The following is a 20,923-nucleotide window of genomic DNA, read 5'->3' as shown; positions in this document are numbered from 1 at the left end:
CCCAAGACGTCAGGAGAAGCTGTGAGACGCTCGCTCACCGCGTTCGCCGCCGTCGCGGTCACCACGCTGACCGCGATGCTCGGCACGGGCCCAGCCGCGCACGCCGACAGAGCCGACGACGAAGCCGCGGGGCACGGCCCGGTCGTGTCCGGCACCTACTCCACCGGCGCGGCTGAGGCATGGCAGCCGCTCTCGAATGCCTGGGCGGGCAGTGACGCCGGCCGCGCCGTCGATGCCACCGTCGTCGCCGATCCCAGCGCGGCCCGGCAGAAGTACGCGGGCATCGGCTTCTCCCTGGACGAGACAAGCGTGTCCAATCTGTGGAAGCTCACCCCTGCCGAGCGCGAGCGGGCCGTCCGGCTGCTGGTCGATCCCGTGCACGGTGCGGGCCTGGACCGGTTCCGCCTGACGATCGGCAGCCCCGACCTGATCGAGCATCTCCCGTTCTGGTCGGAGGACGACCTCCCGCCCGGTGTCACCGAGGACTTCGGCCTGAAGCACTTCTCGGTCCAGCGGGACATCGACCTCCACATCATCGACACGATCAAGCTCATCCAGCGCTACAACCCCCAGGCCACCTTCTTCGCGTCCGCCTGGAGCGCACCGGCGTGGATGAAGACGAACAACCAGTTCACCGGTGAGGTCGCGCTCAAGCCAGGGAGCACCACGGACTACTACCAGGTCGGCAAGTTGCGCGACGACTGCATAGACGTCTTCGCGCGCTACTACGCCAAGTTCGTCCAGACGTACGCCCGCCACGGGATTCGCGTCGACGCCCTCACCCTGCTGAACGAGCCGGGCATGGACGTGGTCTACCCGGCCATGGACATCAGCGTCCCGCAGCAGCAGAAGCTGGCCCTGGCGATCAAGCGTGAACTGCGCGCCGCGCACCTGAACACCCAGCTGTACGTCCACGACTTCAACTTCTGGGACTGGCGCGATCCCCACAGCACGGCGACCAAGAACTACTACCGCATCTTCGAGGACGCACCCGATGGTTCGGTCAGCGGCGAGCAGGTCCGAAAGGCCGCCGACGCCATCGCCTTCCACCCCTACTGGGGTGACCCGCGGGTGATGCGCGACGCGTACGAGCAGACCGGGAAGCCGGTCCAGCTCACGGAGACGAGCGATCTGTCGCCCTCGACGATCCTCGACGACTTCCGCCTGGACGCGGGCTCCTACATCCTGTGGGCCCAGGCCACGGACCAGGACGGCGGGACGCTGCACTGGACGCCGGCGCGCGACAACAACGTCGACTGGGACAAGGTCGCCGCCACCACCAAGTGGCCGGACCGGCTGGTCAAGGTGAACACGGTCACGAAGGACTTCACCGTCCGCGACGAGCTCTACACGATCGGGCAGTTCGCCAAGTACCTCTCCCCCGGTGATGTGCGCCTCGAGTCCAGCGCTGCGGAGAACGGCGTCAGCAACGTGGTCTACCGCTCGGGCGACAACAGGTTCGTCGCCGTCCTGGGCAACAGCACCGGCACCGACAAGGCGGTCCGCGTCGTCGTCGGCGACCAGTCGTTCGTGGTGACGGTACCGGCGGGCTCCTTCGCCACCTACCGGTGGAGCGGCCACGTTCCCACCGGCCGTAACAACCAAGCCCCGGTCTTCGCACAGGCGCCGGACGTCGTCGCCGACCAGTACGGCACCGTGCGCGTGCCCTTGAGCGCCACCGACGCCGACGGCGACCGGCTGGCCTACTACGCTCCCGACCTTCCCGACGGTGTCCGTATCGACCCGTCGACCGGACTGGTCACCATCCACCCGTCGACCGCCGGAGAGCAGGATCTGACCTTCCGTGTCACCGACGGCGCGGCACACGACCAGGTCTCCGTCCATCTGACCGTACGGCCGCACGCCGTCCCGGTGGGCGAGAAGATCGAGGCCGAGGCCTACACCGATCAGCACGGCTGGAATGCGGACGGCGGCAACTTCATCGAGAGCAACGCCGCGGCCAGCGGAGGCAAGAACGTGGGCTGGACGGCCCCCGGCAACTGGCTCAGCTACCGCGTCGACGTGCCCCGGGCCGGCACCTACGACCTCGAACTCCGCGCCTCCAACGGCACTTCGGCCACCGCCGTGAACGCGGTGTCCCTGCGCGACGGAAGCGGCTCCACCCTGGCAACGGCCTCGGTGCCCGCCACGGGCGGCTGGGGCACCTACCAGTCGGTGCACGTACCTGTCTCTCTCCAGGCCGGGGAACAGACGGTCACCGTCTACTGCGAGACCGGTGGCTTCAATCTCGACTACCTTCGCCTGACCTCATGACCGCTTGACCTCATGACCGCTTGACGGCTTGACCGGCTTGACCGGCTTACCGCTTGAGCGGATTCCTGTCGGCCTGTACGTATGGGACGCCGGGGACCGGCCGGCCCAGGGGGCGCACCCGCCGGCCGGTCCCACGTCCGTGTCACGCGCCGCATCGCCCTCGGCGCACGGTGGCCACCGTGCGCCGAGTAGGCGGTGCTTGCGCGTACACGCTCACGGAGTGCCGCGCAGGCCGGAATCGACGGCCGGGCGACCCTCGGCCGGAGACAGGAGTGGCGCTCGAGGCACACCGCCCTCCCAGCGGCACCACTCGGTGATCCGGCCCGTGTCGATCAGCAGGGCACGCCGGCATGGCACCCGGAATGGTCGACAGCATTCTGTCTACAGTATGCCTTCAGTCACTGACAAGGGGCGGGACGGCGGCTTGATCTCCTCGGGAGCCGAAGTCACGCACACCGCCGCGGCAAGTGCGTAGACTGTAGACGAAAACCAATGTCAGGCTGGGTTCAGCTGCTACCGAGGGGTGGGGCCATGGCGTCCACATCGCTGCCGACCGGCACCGTGCCCAAGCTGGAGCGTCCCGGCCCGCTGCGCGAGCGGGTCTACGAAGCCCTCCTGGAGCTCATCGTCACCCGGTCGCTCAAGCCCGGGCAGCATCTGGTCGAGACCGAACTCGCCGGCCAGCTCGGCGTCTCCCGGCAGCCGGTCCGCGAGGCCCTGCAGCGGCTCAACACCGAGGGCTGGGTGGACCTGCGTCCGGCGCAGGGAGCGTTCGTGCACGACCCCACGGAGGCGGAAGCCGACCAACTGCTCGTCGTACGCGGACTGCTGGAGGCCGAGGCCGCTCGGCTCGCGGCGGCCAACGCCACCCCGGAGGCCACGGCCCGGCTGCGCGAGCTGTGCGACGTCGGCGAGCAGGCACTGAAGGCCGACGACGTCGATGCCGTGGTCGCCGCCAACGCGAACTTTCACGCGTATGTGATGCGACTGGCGGCGAACTCCGTGCTCGCGGAACTGTCCGCCCAAGTCGACCGCCGCGTGCGGTGGTTCCACACGCCCGTCGCCCGCACCCGGGGCGCGCTGTCCTGGCAGGAGCACCGGGCGATGATCGCGGCCATCGAGGCCGGGGACGAGCAGTTGGCACAGCAACTCATGCGGGAACACACGGAGCACACGCGCACCAGCTACCACGAACGCGCGGATTCCTAGCAGTAGACGGCAGGGCGCCGCCCGGGGGCGGCGTGGAGATGGCGCAGCCGCGACGCCGACGCCGACGCCGCCGTCGACGACGACGGCAGTGAATACTGCATGCACTCCACACCCCTCAGCTCTTGTGTGACCCAGGCAACCCGGTGCATAGTCGAAATACAGATCGCATACAGTATGCGATCCCCTGGGGATGCTCAGCAGACTCCCCGCTCGCCCGGACTCCAGGGAGCCTCTCCATGTCGTACCGCTCCGCCCTCTCCTACGTCCTGAGCAGCACCATCGAGCCGTCCGCCGAGAAGACCAGCGCGCGCGAGAGGTTCCCGCGGGCCGCCCTGGCCGCCCTCGGAGAGACGGGACTGCTCGGACTCACCGCCTCCGCCCACCTCGGCGGAGGCGGCCGCGGACTCGACGAGGCCGCCGAGGTGGTGACCGAGGTGGCGCGCGCCTGCCCGGCCACCGCGTCCGTCCTCCGGTCCCACTACGCCGCCGTCGCCCTCATCGAGGCGCACGGCACGCCGTGGGTCCGCCGGAGGGTCGCCGTCGGCCATCATCTCAGCACCCTCGCCCTCGCCGAAGTCGGCGACCGCGGCGGATCGAACGGCACGGCGTCGTCGGCGGGTTCGACGGCGACGCGTACCGGCGACGTGGTGGCGCTCCGAGCCCGGAAGCGTGATGTCGTCGGGGCGGGCGAGGCCGACAGCTACATCTGGTCGTCCCGGCCGGCCGACGGCAGCGACAGGCCTGCCTTGTGGCTGGTCCCGGCCGACGCCCCGGGCCTGTTCGTTCCGGCCCGGCCCAACGGCGCGGGCCCGCGCGGCAGCGGAACGTCCACCGTGTGCGCCGACCCTGTGCTGGTCCCGGCGAGCGCGAGGCTCGGACGGGAGGGTGCCTGGCGCGACAGTGCGCCGAGCGCCGCCGACGCACTGAGCACCGTCCTGGCGTGGCTGTCCGCGCTTCCGCTCGCGGGATCGGCGGCGGCCACGCCGGTCGGCACCGAAATGGTCGCCTGACCGTCCGCGCGTTCCCGACGGTGGACGGGAGCGCTGCCTACTGCATACAGTATTCGATGAGTTGCGAGAGACAACCACAGGGGCGCTCATGCCGTACGAGCAGGACGGTCAGGGGCAGGGCCGGGCTCGTCGATCACCACCCCGTGGATCCATCCGACCAAGCCAAGGGATTCACACATGCGCGACGATCAGGGGGAGGAAGCATGACGACGAGCGTCGGTGACCTGACGACGCGGGCCGCCATCAGCGCGATCGTGGCCGCCCACCGCGGGCAACGCGGCCCGCTGCTGCCGATCCTGCACGCCATCCAGGCCGAACTGGGCCACGTTCCGCAGGAGTCCGCCGCTCTGCTCGCCCGGGAGCTCAACCTCTCACGGGCGGACGTGCACGGGGTGATCTCCTTCTACCACGACTTCCGCCGCGAGCCCGCGGGCCGTACGACGGTGCGCATCTGCCGTGCGGAGGCCTGTCAGGCGCTCGGTGCGGGCGCTCTGGTGGCCTGTGCCCGTGACCGTGCGGGCGTCTCGCTCGGGGAGACCCGCGCCGACGGTTCGGTCACCGTGGAGCAGGTCTTCTGTCTCGGCAACTGCGCGTTGGGGCCGTCCGTCGAGGTGAACGGCGAGGTGCTGGGACGCATGAGCGCGGATCGCCTGCGCTCGATCCTCGACGAGGCGGTCTCATCGTGACCCAGGCTTCGAACTCCCCGGTGCGGGTGTACGTCCCGCGTGACTCGGCGGCCCGTTCCGTCGGCGCGGACAAGGCCGCGGAGGCGATACGGCAGACGGCCGCCGAGCGGGGCCGGTCCGTCGAGCTGGTGCGCAACGGATCCCGCGGCATGCTCTGGCTGGAGCCGCTGGTCGAGGTGGTCACGCCCGAGGGGCGGATCGGCTACGGCCCCGTCGCGCCCGAGGACGTCGCGGATCTCATGGACGCGGGCCTCCTGGACGGGGCCGGCCATCCGCTGCGGCTCGGTGTCGTGGACGAACTGCCGTGGCTGGCCCGGCAGAACCGCGTCACCTTCGCCCGGGTCGGCGTCGTCGACCCGCTCTCCCCCGACGACTACGAACGGCACGGCGGCCTCGCCGGACTGCGCAGGGCGCTGCGACTCCCGCGGGGAGAGGTGGTCGCCTCGGTGACCGAGTCCGGCCTGCGCGGCCGGGGAGGGGCGGGATTCCCGGCCGGCGTCAAGTGGAAGACGGTGCTCGACTGCGCCGACGAGCTGAAGTTCGTCTGCTGCAACGCCGACGAGGGCGACAGCGGCACCTTCGCGGACCGCATGGTCATGGAGGGCGACCCGTTCATGCTCATCGAGGGCATGACGATCGCCGCCCACGCGGTCGGCGCGCGCGAAGGCTACGTCTACATCCGTTCGGAATATCCGGACGCGGTGGCGACGATGCGCGCGGCCATCGGGATCGCGCGGGAGCGGCACTGGCTCGGCGAGCGCGTCCTCGGCTCGGACCTCACCTTCGACCTGCATGTGCGTGTCGGTGCCGGCGCGTACATCTGCGGCGAGGAGACCTCCATGCTGGAGAGCCTGGAGGGCAAGCGCGGTGTCGTCCGCGCGAAGCCGCCGATCCCCGCGATCGAGGGGCTGTTCGGCAGGCCGACCGTCGTCAACAACGTCCTCACCCTCGCCACGGTGCCGGTGATCCTCGCGCACGGCGCGAAGGCGTACCAGGAACTCGGCGTGGGGCGCTCGCGCGGCACTCAGGTCTTCCAGCTCGGTGGCAACATCGCCCGCGGCGGCATCGTGGAGTCGGCGTTCGGCGTCACCCTGCGCGAACTGGTCGAGGACTACGGCGGCGGCACGCTCAGCGGGCGCCCGGTGCGCACGGTGCAGGTGGGCGGGCCGCTCGGCGCCTATCTGCCGGTGTCGTCGTTCGATCTGCCCATGGACTACGAGGCGTTCGAGGCGGCCGGCGCGATGCTCGGCCACGGCGGCGTCGTCGTCTTCGACGACAGCGTGGACATGGCCGCGCAGGCGCGCTTCGCGATGGAGTTCTGCGCCGCCGAGTCGTGCGGCAAGTGCACGCCCTGCCGCATCGGTTCGGTCCGCGGGGTCGAGGTGATCGACCGGATCGTGGCGGGCGAGCAGCGCGAGGAGAACCTCGCCCTGCTGGAGGACCTCTGTGAGCTGATGACCGACGGATCGCTGTGCGCCATGGGCGGGTTGACCCCGATGCCGGTGCGCAGCGCCGTCACTCACTTCTCCGACGACTTCCTCGCGAGGAGGGACGGCACGGCATGACTCTGCTCAAGGAACCGGACTTCGGAACCCCGGAACGGCCCGGCGAGGCGACCGTCTCGGTCGAGGTCGACGGACTGCCCGTCACGGTGCCGGAGGGCACCTCGGTACTGCGCGCGGCGGCGCTCGCCGGCATCGACATTCCCAAGCTCTGTGCCACCGACAGCGTGGAGCCGTTCGGCTCCTGCCGGCTGTGCGTGGTGGAGATCGACGGCCGCCGCGGCACACCGGCGTCCTGCACGACACCGTGCGCGCAGGGGATGGTCGTACGCACCCAGACGCCCAAGGTGGAGAAGCTGCGCCAGGGGGTCATGGAGCTGTACATCTCCGACCACCCGCTGGACTGCCTCACGTGCTCGGCCAACGGCGACTGCGAACTGCAGGACATGGCGGGTGCCGTGGGGCTGCGTCAGGTGCGGTACGGGTACGAGGGCGAGAACCACCTCGACGCGGCACCGGACCTGAGCAATCCCTACTTCGACTTCGACGCGTCCAAGTGCATCGTCTGCTCGCGCTGCGTCCGCGCCTGCGGCGAGGTACAGGGCACCTTCGCGCTGACCATCGAGGGCCGCGGCTTCGACTCCAAGGTCTCCCCGGGCGCCGGCGAGTCGTTCATGGACTCCGAGTGCGTCTCGTGCGGCGCCTGCGTGCAGGCCTGCCCGACGGCGACCCTTCAGGAACGGTCGGTCGTCGAACTCGGCATGCCGTCCCGCTCGGTGATCACGACCTGCGCCTACTGCGGTGTCGGCTGCTCCTTCAAGGCCGAACTGCGCGGTGACGAACTGGTCCGGATGGTGCCGTACAAGGACGGCGGGGCGAACGAGGGCCACTCGTGCGTGAAGGGCCGCTTCGCCTTCGGCTACGCGACCCACCCCGACCGCAAGCTCAGGCCCATGGTCCGCGAGAAGATCACGGACCCGTGGCGCGAGGTCGAGTGGGACGAGGCGATCCGGACGGTCGCCACGCGGATGCGCGCCATCCAGGAGACGTACGGGCCGAGTTCGATCGGCGCCATCAGCTCCTCGCGGTGCACCAACGAAGAGGTGTACGTCGTCCAGAAGATGGTGCGCGCGGCCTTCGGCAACAACAACGTCGACACCTGCGCGCGTGTCTGTCACTCCCCCACCGGGTACGGGCTGAAGCAGACCTTCGGCGAGTCGGCGGGCACGCAGGACTTCCGGTCGGTGGCGAAGGCCGACGTGATCATGGTGATCGGCGCCAACCCCACCGACGGCCACCCGGTGTTCGCGTCACGGATGAAGCGCCGGCTGCGTGAGGGCGCACAGCTCGTCGTGGTCGACCCTCGCCGCATCGACCTGGTGCGCTCGCCGCACATCGAGGCCGCACACCACCTGCAGCTCAAGCCGAGCACGAACGTCGCCGTCGTCAACGCCATGGCGCACGTGGTGGTCACCGAGGGCCTGGTCGACGAGTCCTTCGTCGGGGCGCGGTGCGAAGGCTTCGACGAGTGGGCCGAGTTCGTCGCCCTCCCGGAGAACAGCCCGGAGGCCACCGAGCCGGTCACCGGTGTGCCGGCGGACGAACTGCGGGCCGCCGCACGGCTGTACGCGCGGGCGCCCAACGGGGCGATCTACTACGGCCTCGGGGTGACCGAGCACAGCCAGGGCTCCACGATGGTGATGGGGATGGCGAACCTGGCGATGGCGTGCGGCAACATCGGCCGTGACGGCGTCGGTGTCAACCCGCTGCGCGGTCAGAACAACGTGCAGGGCTCCTGCGACATGGGTTCCTTCCCGCACGAGTTCACCGGCTACCGCCACGTCTCCGACGACGCGGTGCGCACGGTGTTCGAGGAGCTGTGGGGGCGTTCGCTGCTGCCCGAGCCGGGGCTGCGCATCCCGAACATGTTCGACGCGGCGATCGACGGCTCGTTCCGGGGCCTGTTCGTCCACGGCGAGGACATCGCCCAGTCGGATCCGAATCTGCGGCACGTCAGTGCGGCGCTGGCGGCCATGGACCTGGTCGTGGTGCAGGACCTGTTCCTCAACGAGACGGCGAAGTTCGCGCATGTCTTCCTGCCCGGCGCCTCGTTCCTGGAGAAGGACGGCACCTTCACCAACGCCGAGCGGCGGGTCAACCGGGTGCGGGCGGTGATGAAGCCGAAGACGGGCAAGCACGAGTGGCAGATCGTCTGCGAGATCGCCACCGCGATGGGCTACCCCATGGCGTACGACCACCCGAGTCAGATCATGGACGAGATCGCCCAGGTGACGCCGACGTTCCAGGGGATCTCCTTCGACGTGCTGGACAGGCTCGGCAGCGTCCAGTGGCCGTGCAACGACGAGGCGCCCGAGGGTACGCCGACGATGCATGTCGACGCGTTCGTCCGCGGCAAGGGCCGGTTCGTGGTTACCGCGTACGTGCCGACGGACGAACGCACCACCTCGCGCTTCCCGCTGGTGCTGACCACGGGCCGGATCCTCAGCCAGTACAACGTCGGGGCGCAGACGCGCCGTACCGGCAACGTGGCCTGGCATCCGGAGGACGTGCTCGAACTGCATCCGCTGGACGCCGAGAACCGCGGGATCACCGACGGGGACATGGTGACGCTGGCGAGCAGGGTCGGCAGTACGACGCTGCGGGCGCGGGTGTCCGACCGGATGCCGCCGGGCGTCGTCTACACGACGTTCCATCACCCGGTGACGGGCGCCAACGTGGTCACCACCGAGAACTCGGACTGGGCGACGAACTGCCCGGAGTACAAGGTGACCGCCGTTCAGGTCGGCCTCGCGCACCCGCTCGGGCGGCACGCCTCCGAGGGCTCGGAGAACGACCTGCTCGCGGGGGTGGACTGAGATGGCTGCCGCCGTGCCGTCCGAGCAGCGGATGGCGAACCAGATCGCCGCGAACTTCCGGCACGTCCCCGGCGACCGGGCCGCCGGGGCGATCGCGGGCCACATCGGCCGGTTCTGGGACCCGCGGATGCGCAGTCGGTTGTTCGAGCTGGTGGACGCGGGATCGGAGGGCCTGGATCCCGTGGTGGTCGCCGCCGCCCGGCTGCTGCGGCAGCCGCAGGAGGCCCCGGCCGGCTGAACCGACGGCCCGCGCGCATGACGCCGCCTCATCTCCCTTTTCCGAGGGGGTGAGGCGGCGTGGTGCGTGTGGGGGCCTGAGTGGGTCGATTTCAGTAGCGAGCATTGCATACAGTATTCGATCCTCATTATCCTCGTCCGACCGGGGGTCTTCGCGACGGCCCGTCGACGGGCGGGAACCGCCGCCCGCGAAGAAGCACGGATGATCGTTCGCGGCCGGCACCGCGGGACGGAGTACATCGCGGTCTGGTCACGTTGGCCCGCATCCGCCCTGCGGGTAGGTTGCAGCGATCGCAGAATCGCCCTCGAACGCTCACTCGGACGAGAGATACAGGACATGTCTGCTCAAGAATCCGCACATCACCCTCCCCAGCGCCTCGGCGTGGTCGCCGAGTCCGTCCCCGGGGAGACCCGCGTCGCGGCGACCCCCTCGACAGTGCGCCAGTTGCTGGGGCTCGGCTACGAGGTCGTGATCGAGCGCGGGGCCGGTGACACCTCCGGCTTCGCCGACCAGGCCTACGTCGATGCCGGCGCGGAGGTCGGCGAGGCGTGGGACGCGGATGTCGTTCTGAAGGTGAACGCCCCCTCCGACGCGGAGATCGCCCGGCTGCGCCCGGGCGCGACCGTGCTCGCCCTGCTGGCCCCGGCCCAGAAGCCCGAGCTGCTCGAGACGCTGTCCGACGCCGGCGTGACCGCCCTCGCGCTGGACGCGGTGCCGCGCATCTCGCGTGCGCAGTCGATGGACGTGCTGTCGTCCATGGCGAACATCGCCGGCTACCGCGCGGTCATCGAGGCCGCGCACGTCTTCGGACGGTTCTTCACCGGCCAGGTCACCGCGGCGGGCAAGGTGCCGCCGGCGAAGGTCCTCGTGGCCGGCGTGGGGGTGGCCGGTCTGGCGGCGATCGGCGCCGCCTCCAGCCTCGGGGCGATCGTGCGCGCCACCGACCCGCGGCCCGAGGTCGCGGACCAGGTGAAGTCGCTGGGCGGCGAGTACCTTCCGGTGGACGTCGCCCAGGAGGCGAGCACCGACGGCTACGCCAAGGCGACCTCCGCCGACTACGACCGCGCCGCCGCGGAGCTCTACCATCGCCAGGCCGAGGACGTCGACATCGTGATCACCACCGCGCTGATCCCGGGCCGGCCGGCGCCGCGCCTGCTGACGGCCGAGGACGTGGCCGCCATGAAGCCGGGCAGTGTCGTCGTCGACATGGCCGCCGCCCAGGGCGGCAACGTCGAGGGCACGGTCGCGGGCCGGGCGGTGGTGACCGGCAACGGCGTGACCATCATCGGCTACACCGATCTCGCCTCCCGGCTGCCCGCACAGGCCTCGCAGCTGTTCGGCACGAACCTGGTGAACCTGATCAAGCTGCTCACGCCCGGCAAGGACGGGCAGTTGACGATCGACTTCGACGACGTCGTGCAGCGGGCCGTGACCGTCGTACGCAGCGGCGACGTCACCTGGCCGCCGCCGCCCGTCCCGGTCTCGGCCGCGCCCGCCGCACAGCCCGCCGAAGCACCCGCCAAGCCCGAAACCGAGGCCGAGCAGCCGAAGCTGACGCCCGTCAGGCGCTTCGGCCTGATCGGACTCGGCATGCTCGCGATGTTCCTGCTGGTGGCCTTCGCTCCCGCCCAACTCGCCGAGAACTTCACGGTGTTCGCGCTGGCGGTGGTCATCGGCTACTACGTCATCGGCAAGGTGCACCACGCGCTGCACACACCGCTGATGTCGGTGACCAACGCGATCTCCGGGATCGTCGTGATCGGCGCCCTGCTCCAGATCGGGCACGAGAGCACACTCGTCACCACCCTGTCCTTCGTGGCGATCCTGCTGACGAGCGTCAACATCTTCGGAGGTTTCGCCGTCACCCGCCGCATGCTGTCCATGTTCTCGAAAGGCTGAGCCGAGATGACCTCCCTGACGGCCTCTCACGCGGCCGACCTCGTCGCCGCCCTGTTGTTCATCCTGAGCCTGGCCGGCCTGTCCCAGCACCGCACCTCCCGCGCCGGCGTCGTCTACGGCATCGCGGGCATGGCCCTCGCGCTGGTCGCCACGATCGTGGTGGCGGCACAGAGCATCACCGCGGGCGCGGTGACCCTGATCGTGTTGGCCATGGTGCTCGGCGCGGCGATCGGCCTGTGGCGGGCACGCCAGGTCGAGATGACGCAGATGCCCGAACTGATCGCGGTACTGCACAGCTTCGTCGGCCTCGCCGCGGTGCTGGTGGGCTGGAACAGCTACCTGGAAGTGGAGTCGCACGGCTCGGCGCAGACCGCGATCGGCGCCGATCTGCTGGGCATCCACCACGCCGAGGTGTTCATCGGCATCTTCATCGGCGCGGTCACCTTCACCGGCTCGATCGTCGCGTTCCTGAAGCTGTCGGCGCGCATCCAGTCACGCCCGCTGATGCTGCCGGGCAAGAACGCGCTGAACCTCGGCGCGCTCGGCGCCTTCGTCGCGCTGACGGTCTGGTTCACCATCAGCCCCAGCCTGCCGCTGATGATCACGGTGACCGTACTGGCACTGGCCCTGGGCTGGCACCTGGTCGCCTCCATCGGCGGCGGTGACATGCCCGTCGTCGTCTCCATGCTGAACAGCTACTCGGGCTGGGCGGCGGCCGCGGCCGGCTTCCTGCTCGACAACAACCTGCTCATCGTCACGGGCGCGCTGGTCGGTTCCTCGGGTGCCTACCTGTCCTACATCATGTGCAAGGCGATGAACCGCTCCTTCATCTCCGTCATCGCGGGCGGTTTCGGCATCGAGGCGCCGGCCGGCGGCGAGGAGGAGCACGGCGAGCACCGCGAGGTGCGCGCCGCGGAGGCGGCCGAGATGCTCGCCGGGGCCCGCTCGGTGATCATCACCCCCGGCTACGGCATGGCCGTCGCGCAGGCCCAGCACCCGGTCGCGGAACTGACACGGCGGCTGCGCGAGCGGGGCGTCGAGGTCCGCTTCGGCGTCCACCCCGTCGCCGGGCGCCTGCCCGGGCACATGAACGTGCTGCTGGCCGAGGCCAAGGTCCCGTACGACATCGTCCTGGAGATGGACGAGATCAACGACGACTTCGCCGACACCTCGGTCGTGCTCGTCATCGGCGCCAACGACACCGTCAACCCGGCCGCGGAAGAGGACCCGGCCAGCCCCATCGCCGGCATGCCCGTGCTGCGGGTCTGGGAGGCGGAACACGTCATCGTCTTCAAGCGCTCCATGGCCTCCGGCTACGCGGGCGTGCAGAACCCGCTGTTCTTCCGTGAGAACAGCAGCATGCTCTTCGGTGACGCCAAGCAGAGCGTGGAGGAGATCCTGCGCGCGCTGGGCACCGACGGCCGACGCGAGGCGCCTTCGACCACACGTCAGGTGACGGTGGCGGGCTGAGGGTTCTGTCGACTCAAGGGAACGGCCGCGGTCACCGGCAGGTGACCGCGAGGAAGGGCACGGCAAAGAGCCGGCCCGGACGAGGTGTCCGGGCCGGCTCCGCCGTGCGAGGGATCAGATGACGACCTGCTTGTCACGCATCGCGGCGATGGCACTCGCGTCGTAGCCCAGCTCGCTCAGGACCTCGTCGGTGTGCTCGCCGAGCAGCGGGGCGCCCTTGATGTCGGGCTTGAACCCGGAGAACTTGATCGGGCTGCCGACCGTCAGGTACGTCCCGCGGCCCTTCTGCTCGACCTCCACGACGGTCCCGCTGCGGCGCAGCGCCTCGTCCTCGGCGAGCTCCTTCATACTCATCACGGGCGCGCAGGGCACCTCCCACTTGCGCAGGATGTCCACCGCCTCGTACTTCGTCTTGTCGGCCAGCCACTTCTCGATCTCCTCGAAGATCTCGAAGATGTGGGGCTGCCGGGCCTTGGTGGTGCTGTACTCCGGGTCGTCCGCCCACTCGGGACGGCCGATGGCCTCGGCGGTCCGCTTCCAGTTCTGCTCCTGGACGGTGAAGTAGATGTACGCGTTGGGGTCGGTCTCCCAGCCCTTGCACTTCAGCACCCAGCCGGGCTGACCACCGCCGCCGGCGTTGCCGCCACGCGGAACGGCCTCCCCGAACGTGCCGTTGGGGTACTGCGGGTACTCCTCCAGGTAGCCCACCCGGTCCAGGCGCTGCTGGTCACGGAGCTTGACCCGGGACAGGTTGAGGACGGCGTCCTGCATGGACACCGACACCTTCTGGCCCTTGCCGGTCCGGTCACGGTCGATCAGCGCCGTGAGGAGTCCGATGAGCAGGTGCATACCGGTGTTGCTGTCGCCGAGGGCGGCGCCGCTGACGGTGGGCGGTCCGTCCCAGAAGCCGGTCGTCGAGGCGGCACCGCCGGCGCACTGGGCCACGTTCTCGTAGACCTTCAGGTCGTTCCACGGCGAGTCCTCGTTGAAGCCCTTGACGGAGCCGAAGATCAGGCGCGGGTTCCACTCCTGGAGCGTCTCCCAGTCCAGGCCCATGCGGTCCATGGCACCCGGTGCGAAGTTCTCGACCAGGATGTCGGCCCCGCGGATCAGCTTCTCCATGACCTCGCGACCCTCGGGGGTCTTGGTGTTGATGGCCAGGGAACGCTTGTTGCTGTTCAGCATGGTGAAGTACAGCGCGTCGGCGTCGGGGATGTCGCGCAGCTGCTGGCGCGTCACGTCGCCGCCGGCGGTTCGCTCGACCTTGAGCACGTCGGCTCCGAGCCAGGCGAGCAATTGCGTACATGCCGGTCCGGCCTGCACGCCGGTGAAGTCGATGACCTTCGTCCCGGAAAGGGGCAGCGCAGTCATGTTCCAGTCCTTGTCGTGAAGAGTCTCGATACGGAAGGGGTCGGACGTGATCAGTGCTTGGCCGTGATGCCCTTGGGGTTGAGGTGCGCGATGTTGCCGCTCTCCGTGCCGTCCGCCGGGTCGATCACGCAGTCGATGAGCGCCGGGCCGCCGGAGGCGAGGGCCTCACGGAGGGCGGCTGCGACCTCTGCGGGCGTCGTCGCCCGGTAGCCCTTGCCGCCGAACGCCTGGATCATGAGGTCGTGGCGGGCCTTGAGGACGGTGGGCGCCGGGTCGCCGGCGACGGCGGGGGCGTCGCCGCGGTAGACACCGCTGTTGTTGAGGACGACGGTGACGACGGGCAGGTTGTAACGGCAGACCGCCTCGATCTCCATGCCGCTGAACCCGAACGCGCTGTCGCCCTCGATGGCGACGACCGGGTCGCCGGTCTCGACGGCGGCGGCGATCGCGTAACCCATGCCGATGCCCATGACGCCCCAGGTGCCGCTGTCCAGCCGGTGGCGCGGCACCCGCATGCCGATGGTGCTGCGGGCCAGGTCCAGCGCGTTGGCGCCCTCGTTGACGACGTAGGCGCGCGGGTTCTCGGTGAGCACGTCGCGGATGGCCTGGAGCGCGCCCAGGAACTTCATCGGGTACGCCGTCCCGGCGGCCTTCAGGCGGCCGGCCATCTTGGCGACGTTCTGCGCCGAGCGGGCGGCGAGTTCCTCGCGCCACTGCGCCGGGGCCGTGATGCGGCCCGGCTTGCTGCGCTCGACCAGTGCCTCCATCACGGAGCCGACGTCGCCGACGAGCGGGGCCGCGATGGGCTGGTTGCTGTCCATCTCCGTGGCGGCGATGTCGACCTGGACGAACGTGGCGTCCGGGCTCCACTGGGGCGCGTCGCCATGGCCGAGCAGCCAGTTGAGGCGGGCGCCGACCAGCATGACGACGTCGGCCTTGCGCAGCGCGAGCGACCGGGCGGTTGCCGCCGACTGCGGATGGTCGTCGGGCAGCAGGCCCTTGGCCATCGACATGGGCAGGTAGGGGATGCCGGTGGTCTCGATGAACTCCCGGACCGGCTCGTCGGCCCGCGCGTACGCGGCGCCCTTCCCGAGTACGACGAGCGGCCGCTCGGCACTCGCCAGGAGGTCGATCGCCCGGTCCACGGCCTCGGGCTGCGGCAGCTGGCGCGGCGCCGGGTCGACGAGCCGCCACAGCGACGCGGCGCCCTTGTCGGCGTCGATGACCTCGCCCAGGACCGCGGCCGGGATGTCCAGGTAGACGCCGCCCGGACGGCCGGAGATCGCGGTGCGGATGGCGCGGGCGATACCGCGTCCGATGTCCTCGGCCCGCTGGACGCGGTAGGCCGCCTTGGCGAACGGCCTGGCCGCCGCGAGCTGGTCCATCTCCTCGTAGTCGCCCCGCTGGAGGTCGACGAGATGCCGCTCGCTCGACCCGGAGATCTGCACCATCGGGAAGCAGTTGGTGGTGGCGTTGGCGAGCGCCACGAGACCGTTCAGGAAGCCCGGCGCGGACACCGTCAGGCTGATGCCCGGCCTCTGGGTGAGGAATCCGGCCGCCGCCGCGGCATGCCCGGCGTCGCTCTCGTGCCGGAAGCCGATGTAGCGGATGCCCGACGCCTGCGCGAGACGAGCCAGGTCGGTGATCGGGATGCCGACGACCCCGTAGACGGTCTCGACTCCGTTGAGCTTGAGTGCGTCGACGACCAGATGGATTCCGTCGGTCAAGGCGGCCGGTTCGTCGGCGCCCTCCGCCCCCGTGTCCTGTGTGACAGCGTCCGTCATGCTCCGGGTCCTCCCTAGCGGCTCCGTCAGTTCCTCTTCTGTGCTTCACCATCCGCGTCATGGGGTCGACGCGTCCAAGATCTCTTGCCAACCAGCTGATTTACGGCGCTTATCGAAGTGGGTGCACTGCGGCCACCTGCGCCCCCGGGTACCGGCCGAATGCAGTGCGCGGGAGGTTCCCTTCCGGGCCTCGAACGACCTCACGCCGACCCGCGGAGCTCCGCGAGCTGCCCCTCCTGGCCCGTCTCGGCGGCGCCGCCCATGGCGGTGCGGTCCGACCACTCCGGTACGAAGACCTCGTCCAACGACAGCCCCGCGACCACGTTGCGGAACGCCCTGGCCGCGACCGAACCGGGAGTCGCCGCGTGGATGGCCACCGAGATCTGTGCCCTGGCCTCCGGCTCGACCAGCCGCACCGCCCTGACCCCGTCGGTCGTCGGCATGGCGTTCAGCCAGGTGTGCGGGACGACGCTCGCCCACGCGCCCGTGGCGACATGGGCGTAGAGGGAGGCGACGGAGTCCGTCTCCACCTGGGGGGTCGCCGTCGCCCCGGCGTTGTCGAAGGCACCGTCGATGAACTGCCGGAAGCGCATGTCCGGTGAGAGCAGCGCCAGCGGCAACCGGGCCGCCTCCGCCCAGGTGATGGTGGGGCGCGAGGGCACAAGGTGCTCACCGGACGTCAGCAGCACGTACTGCTCCTGGTACAGCGGCACCACGTCCAGACCCTCGCGGTCTTCGGGCCCGAAGTGGGCTATGGCGGCGTCGAGTTCGAACTCGCGCAGTTGCCGCACCAGCTCGGTGGAGGACAGCCGGGAGCAGACCTTCACCCTGGCCAGGGGGTGCATCGCGCAGAACGCGGCCACCGGGAGCGCCGTCGTCGTCGACACGGTGGGTCCCGTACCGAGCCGTAGCGTCCCGGTGATGCCGGACTGCATGACGGCCACTTCGGCCTTGAACGCGTCGTGCTCGGCGAGGATCCGCTTGGCCCAGACGACGAGCCGCTCGCCCTCCGGGGTCAGGCCCTCGAAGTTGTGGCCCCGGTTGATCAGGGTGACGTTCAGCTCCCGTTCCAGCTTGGCGATCGCGATCGACAGTGCGGGCTGAGAGACGTAACAGGCGTCCGCCGCCCGCGCGAAGTGCTTCTCCTTGGCCACCGCCACGAAGTACTCGAGCTGCCGGAACAGCATGGAGCGGCTCCTCTCACACCGTGGAACATTGTATGCAGTATTCCTTATTCAAGGAGTGGGCGCCATACTGTCGACGGTGCCGATCAACGAGAAGGCGCGCCCCGCGCAAGCCGCCACAGCGGCCCCGGGACACGCGCCGGCAGGAGGGAGAAACACCGTGGGCGACAACAACGCGGCCGCCGGGAACGAGACTTCGTCGACACAGCCGGACCCGGCCGGTGTGCGCGCAGGAGAGCCGGAACCCTGGCTGGCCCAGGCGATCGTGCGCGAGTCGTCCGAGGCCGTCGTGGTGGCCGACCCGGAGGGGATCATCCAGGTCTGGAACAGCGGCGCGGAACGCATGTTCGGCCACACCGCGGCCGAGGCCGTGGGCGCCGGTCTCGATCTGATCATCCCGGAGAAGCAGCGGGAACGGCACAACAAGGGCTACGAGAAGACGGTGGCCACCGGTGAGACCCGATACGGCGACGAACTCCTCGCCGTGCCCGCCACCCATCGGGACGGCCACCGCCTGTCGATCGAGTTCACGGTGGCACTCCTGCGCGACGAGACCGGCCGGCTCGCCGGAATCTCCGCGATCATGCGCGAGGTGACGGAGCGGCGCAACACGGAGAAGGCACTGCGCATGAGGCTGGCGGAACTCGAACGACGCCTCCCGGAGGCGTCACCGGCGTGACGGCAGGCCTGCCTTGCGCCCGCTGCGTCTCACGCGGGGCCGAGGCGGCCACACTTGCCGACCGCGCTTGCCGAGTCACCGGATGTCGTCGGTGCGCGGTGCTCCCGGGGTCACGGCTGCTCCGGGGACACGGCCTCGGTGAACTCACGCTCATTGCGCTCCGCCCGGCGGACGTACCACCATCCGAGCCCCACCAGGACCGGATAGGGCGCCAGGCCCAACGCGAGCCACACGACGAGCGGTTCGCCGTCCTGCGAATCGGCCGGCGCCATCACCCGCAGGACCACGGGGAGCAGGCCGAGCAGAACGGTCAGCAGCGCGCACGCGACGAGGCTGAGCCTCGCCTGCCTGCGCAACAGCGTCGCGACCACCGGAACACCGCCGCCGTCGGCGCCGCTCTCCGGCGCGGCGGTCGGACCTGGCCGGAAGCCACCGCTCGGGTTCGCGCTCGGCTCCCCGGTGACCACCACTCTGCGAGGGACGGATTCGGCACCCACCTCGCACCCCCAGCGGCCCAGTGATCACTCTGCGAAGTCGAGTGTACGCAGCACTGCGACCACGAGTCATGCGAAAGGCATGAGACGGCATATGCATGGTCAAGGGGGCTGCGGGCGAAGACGGCTGCCCGGTCGCGGGAGGCTTGCCTCCCGGGGGTGACGACAGAGCAGCCGTGTCTCAACGGGCCGGGGGAATGCGCCCCTTGGGACGTCGCGGTCGGAGGAGGTGTGGGCCTGACCGCGCCTCACTCAGGAACACGGGCGGGGACGGGGATGGGTTCAGCGGGTGCGCTCACCTTTTGAGCTGTCCCTTCCGGGCGGCCTTCGGACACCGCAGGACTCCTGCAGCGAACAGCCGCACTACCGCCTCCGCGCACGGTGACCTCGTACTGCCGGGCCGCATGTCTCAGCGGCGGTCGCCGGCGCTCTCCCGGACGTCCCTGTGGGCTATCTCAAGCTCCACATAGGACTCCTCGGCCTTACGGAAGGCGATCTCCAGGGCGGCCGACGCGCGGGGGCCCGCGTGGTGCGAGGACCACTGGCGGACCTCGTAGAGGACGTCCGCCCAGTGCCCGGCGGCGCTCTTGATCCTCACCAGGATCTCGGCGAGCTCGCGCACGGTTTTCGGAGCGCTGGACGGCAGTTTGCCGAGCTCTTCCAGCAACTCCTCGATCTCGGACATGAACCCCCTTCCAGGCCGCCGGGTGAGGAGGCCTGGGGCAACGATAGGGCGCACGCCCACGCTCCCGTCCGTCCGCCGGCTCGCGGATCCGTGAACGGTCGTGGCTGATCGCCGGGCGGTCGCCCATGGCCGACGAGCGGCAGTGGACCGGCAGTTGGCACGGACGGCGTGGACCGTTCTGAGCAAGGGTGACCTCGCCGCTGCGCTGAGATCGTCCGTGCTCTACCCGACGCGAGCGGACGCGCTGCCCGGTTCACGCCGCAGCGGGCACATCTCACCGGGTCGGCGGTGCCGGCTGGACGCCCGCACGGAACTTGGGGATGCGTACGGTGACCTTCATGCCCGCTCCCACGGCGGTCTCGATGACGAGGCCGTAGGCGTGTCCGTACACCTGGCGAAGCCTCACGTTCACGTTGCTGAGCCCGATACCCGTCGACGGGCCGCCGGTGCCCTTGAGGATCTCGCGCAGCCTCTCCGGTTCCATGCCCACACCGTTGTCCTCGATGCTCACGCGCGCGTCGGGGCCGTCGTCCTCCGCGACGATCGTGATGGTGCTGCGCTCCATGCTCTCCTCCAGACCGTGCCTGAGAGCGTTCTCCACCAGCGGTTGAAGACAGAGGAACGGCAGCGTCACGGACAGCACCTCGGGCGCGATCCGCAGGTTCACCTCCAGACGGTCACCGAAGCGGGCCCGGACCAGCTCCAGGTACTGCTCGATGGAGCGCAGTTCGTCGGCGAGCGTGGTGAAGTCACCGTGCTTGCGGAAGCTGTACCGGGTGAAGTCAGCGAATTCCAGAAGCAGTTCGCGGGCCCGGTCGGGGTCGGTGCGGACGAAGGAGGCGATGCTGGCGAGGGAGTTGTAGATGAAGTGGGGCGAGATCTGTGCCCGCAGTGCCCGGATCTCCGCCTCGATGACGCCGGAGCGGGCCCGCTCCAGGTCGACCAGCTCCAACTGCACGCAGACCCAGCGGGCGACCTCGTCGACGGCCCGGGACAGGACGGCGGACTCCTCGGGGCCGAACGCCGCCAGGGCCCCGGCTCCGCGTCCGTCGACCACGAGCGGGGTGACGACACCCCAGCGCACCGGGCAGCCGGGCTGGTCGCAGGAGACCTTGACGGTGCGGGGCTGCCGTTTGGCGACCACGTCGGGTATCAGGCGTTCCACCACGTCACTGTGGTGGGTGCCGGGGCCCTCCCAGGCCAGCACCCCGTCCTCGTCCGTCAGGATCATGGACGCCTCGCCCAGCAGAGGTCTCAGCCGTCGCGTCGCCTTGCGGGCGGTGTCGGAGGTGAGGCCGGCCCGCAGGGGAGGCGCGGCGAGGGACGCGGTGTGCAGGGTGTGGAACGTGGCACGCTCGACCGCGGTTCCGAAACCGGGCGGCCCGCTGTGCCGGCGTCGCGCGGCGAGGTAGCCCGCCCCGGCCCCGACGGCGAGCAGCAGGGGTCCAGCGGCTGCGACTGCCACAGTGGCCAGAGCGCTCATGGGCGGATACCTCACCGGAAGTTCGATGGACGTGAGTATGGAGGGGCGGCGGGGCGGCGGGGCGGCGGGGGCGGTGGGG

At 70.1% G+C, this 20,923-nt stretch carries 16 protein-coding genes; 10 read left to right on the top strand and 6 right to left on the bottom strand.

Annotation, left to right across the window (positions count from 1 at the left end; genetic code table 11):
• Positions 1–21: 21 nt before the first annotated feature.
• The 9 genes from ACWD5D_RS31275 (at position 22) to pntB (ending at position 13,164) form a co-directional block, all read left to right on the top strand.
• Entirely contained in the window at positions 22–2,274 is a 2,253-nt protein-coding gene (locus tag ACWD5D_RS31275; RefSeq protein WP_451376136.1) for a carbohydrate-binding protein, read from the top strand.
• 531 nt (positions 2,275–2,805) lie between these two features.
• Complete coding sequence (locus tag ACWD5D_RS31270) at positions 2,806–3,483, top strand: GntR family transcriptional regulator (RefSeq protein WP_451376135.1); 678 nt, start codon at positions 2,806–2,808, stop codon at positions 3,481–3,483.
• A 236-nt stretch (positions 3,484–3,719) separates the two neighbouring features.
• A complete protein-coding gene (locus ACWD5D_RS31265; RefSeq protein WP_451376134.1) occupies positions 3,720–4,493 on the top strand; it encodes an acyl-CoA dehydrogenase family protein in 774 nt (257 codons plus the stop codon).
• Between the two features lie 203 nt (positions 4,494–4,696).
• Positions 4,697–5,179, top strand: a complete 483-nt coding sequence (locus ACWD5D_RS31260; RefSeq protein WP_451376133.1) for a formate dehydrogenase subunit gamma — start codon at positions 4,697–4,699, stop codon at positions 5,177–5,179.
• Positions 5,176–6,744 (top strand): formate dehydrogenase beta subunit, encoded by a 1,569-nt coding sequence (locus ACWD5D_RS31255; protein WP_451376132.1) that lies wholly within the window; start codon positions 5,176–5,178, stop codon positions 6,742–6,744. Before ACWD5D_RS31260 ends, ACWD5D_RS31255 begins: the two co-directional genes overlap by 4 nt.
• On the top strand, positions 6,741–9,557 hold the full coding sequence (gene fdhF / locus ACWD5D_RS31250; RefSeq protein WP_451376131.1) for a formate dehydrogenase subunit alpha: 2,817 nt from the start codon (positions 6,741–6,743) through the stop codon (positions 9,555–9,557). The genes ACWD5D_RS31255 and fdhF overlap by 4 nt, the downstream gene beginning before the upstream one ends.
• 1 nt (position 9,558) lies before the next feature.
• A complete protein-coding gene (locus ACWD5D_RS31245) occupies positions 9,559–9,795 on the top strand; it encodes a formate dehydrogenase subunit delta (protein ID WP_451376130.1) in 237 nt (78 codons plus the stop codon).
• A 336-nt stretch (positions 9,796–10,131) separates the two neighbouring features.
• Positions 10,132–11,694, top strand: coding sequence for a Re/Si-specific NAD(P)(+) transhydrogenase subunit alpha (locus ACWD5D_RS31240; RefSeq protein ID WP_451376129.1), 1,563 nt, complete (start codon positions 10,132–10,134; stop codon positions 11,692–11,694).
• A gap of 6 nt (positions 11,695–11,700) precedes the next feature.
• Positions 11,701–13,164, top strand: coding sequence for a Re/Si-specific NAD(P)(+) transhydrogenase subunit beta (gene pntB, locus ACWD5D_RS31235; protein ID WP_451376128.1), 1,464 nt, complete (start codon positions 11,701–11,703; stop codon positions 13,162–13,164).
• 114 nt (positions 13,165–13,278) lie between these two features.
• On the opposite strand, the gene frc is transcribed toward pntB, so the two are convergent.
• The 3 genes from frc to ACWD5D_RS31220 all read right to left on the bottom strand — a co-directional run bounded on the left by frc (position 13,279) and on the right by ACWD5D_RS31220 (position 17,506).
• Positions 13,279–14,535 carry a formyl-CoA transferase gene (frc, locus tag ACWD5D_RS31230; RefSeq protein WP_451376127.1) on the bottom strand — a complete coding sequence of 419 codons (1,257 nt, stop codon included), beginning with the start codon at positions 14,533–14,535 and terminating at the stop codon, positions 13,279–13,281.
• A 50-nt stretch (positions 14,536–14,585) separates the two neighbouring features.
• Complete coding sequence (oxc, locus tag ACWD5D_RS31225) at positions 14,586–16,319, bottom strand: oxalyl-CoA decarboxylase (RefSeq protein ID WP_451376126.1); 1,734 nt, start codon at positions 16,317–16,319, stop codon at positions 14,586–14,588.
• 200 nt (positions 16,320–16,519) lie between these two features.
• The gene (locus ACWD5D_RS31220; protein ID WP_451376125.1) at positions 16,520–17,506 is read right to left on the bottom strand and encodes a LysR family transcriptional regulator; all 987 of its coding nucleotides are present in this window, start codon (positions 17,504–17,506) and stop codon (positions 16,520–16,522) included.
• Positions 17,507–17,663: 157 nt separating this feature from the next.
• On the opposite strand from ACWD5D_RS31220, the gene ACWD5D_RS31215 reads away from it, so the two are divergent.
• Positions 17,664–18,182 carry a PAS domain-containing protein gene (locus tag ACWD5D_RS31215; RefSeq protein ID WP_451376124.1) on the top strand — a complete coding sequence of 173 codons (519 nt, stop codon included), beginning with the start codon at positions 17,664–17,666 and terminating at the stop codon, positions 18,180–18,182.
• A 110-nt stretch (positions 18,183–18,292) separates the two neighbouring features.
• On the opposite strand, the gene ACWD5D_RS31210 is transcribed toward ACWD5D_RS31215, so the two are convergent.
• The 3 genes from ACWD5D_RS31210 to ACWD5D_RS31200 form a co-directional block, all read right to left on the bottom strand.
• Complete coding sequence (locus ACWD5D_RS31210) at positions 18,293–18,652, bottom strand: hypothetical protein (protein ID WP_451376123.1); 360 nt, start codon at positions 18,650–18,652, stop codon at positions 18,293–18,295.
• Positions 18,653–19,085: 433 nt separating this feature from the next.
• Positions 19,086–19,361, bottom strand: coding sequence for a hypothetical protein (locus ACWD5D_RS31205; protein WP_451376122.1), 276 nt, complete (start codon positions 19,359–19,361; stop codon positions 19,086–19,088).
• A gap of 274 nt (positions 19,362–19,635) precedes the next feature.
• A complete protein-coding gene (locus ACWD5D_RS31200; RefSeq protein ID WP_451376121.1) occupies positions 19,636–20,844 on the bottom strand; it encodes a sensor histidine kinase in 1,209 nt (402 codons plus the stop codon).
• Between the last annotated feature and the right edge of the window lie 79 nt (positions 20,845–20,923).

The organism is Streptomyces sp. NPDC002520 (genome assembly GCF_053595235.1).
Note: the sequence above shows the minus strand (reverse complement) of the source record. Positions and strands in the feature narration are given on the sequence as shown.

Coding starts and splice junctions, on each gene's coding strand:
- ACWD5D_RS31270 (WP_451376135.1), top strand. CDS start 2,806: ATGGCGTCCACATCGCTGCCGACCGGCACCGTGCCCAAGCTGGAGCGT.
- ACWD5D_RS31265 (WP_451376134.1), top strand. CDS start 3,720: ATGTCGTACCGCTCCGCCCTCTCCTACGTCCTGAGCAGCACCATCGAG.
- ACWD5D_RS31260 (WP_451376133.1), top strand. CDS start 4,697: ATGACGACGAGCGTCGGTGACCTGACGACGCGGGCCGCCATCAGCGCG.
- fdhF (WP_451376131.1), top strand. CDS start 6,741: ATGACTCTGCTCAAGGAACCGGACTTCGGAACCCCGGAACGGCCCGGC.
- ACWD5D_RS31245 (WP_451376130.1), top strand. CDS start 9,559: ATGGCTGCCGCCGTGCCGTCCGAGCAGCGGATGGCGAACCAGATCGCC.
- ACWD5D_RS31240 (WP_451376129.1), top strand. CDS start 10,132: ATGTCTGCTCAAGAATCCGCACATCACCCTCCCCAGCGCCTCGGCGTG.
- pntB (WP_451376128.1), top strand. CDS start 11,701: ATGACCTCCCTGACGGCCTCTCACGCGGCCGACCTCGTCGCCGCCCTG.
- frc (WP_451376127.1), bottom strand. CDS start 14,535: ATGACTGCGCTGCCCCTTTCCGGGACGAAGGTCATCGACTTCACCGGC.
- oxc (WP_451376126.1), bottom strand. CDS start 16,319: ATGACGGACGCTGTCACACAGGACACGGGGGCGGAGGGCGCCGACGAA.
- ACWD5D_RS31220 (WP_451376125.1), bottom strand. CDS start 17,506: ATGCTGTTCCGGCAGCTCGAGTACTTCGTGGCGGTGGCCAAGGAGAAG.
- ACWD5D_RS31205 (WP_451376122.1), bottom strand. CDS start 19,361: ATGTCCGAGATCGAGGAGTTGCTGGAAGAGCTCGGCAAACTGCCGTCC.
- ACWD5D_RS31200 (WP_451376121.1), bottom strand. CDS start 20,844: ATGAGCGCTCTGGCCACTGTGGCAGTCGCAGCCGCTGGACCCCTGCTG.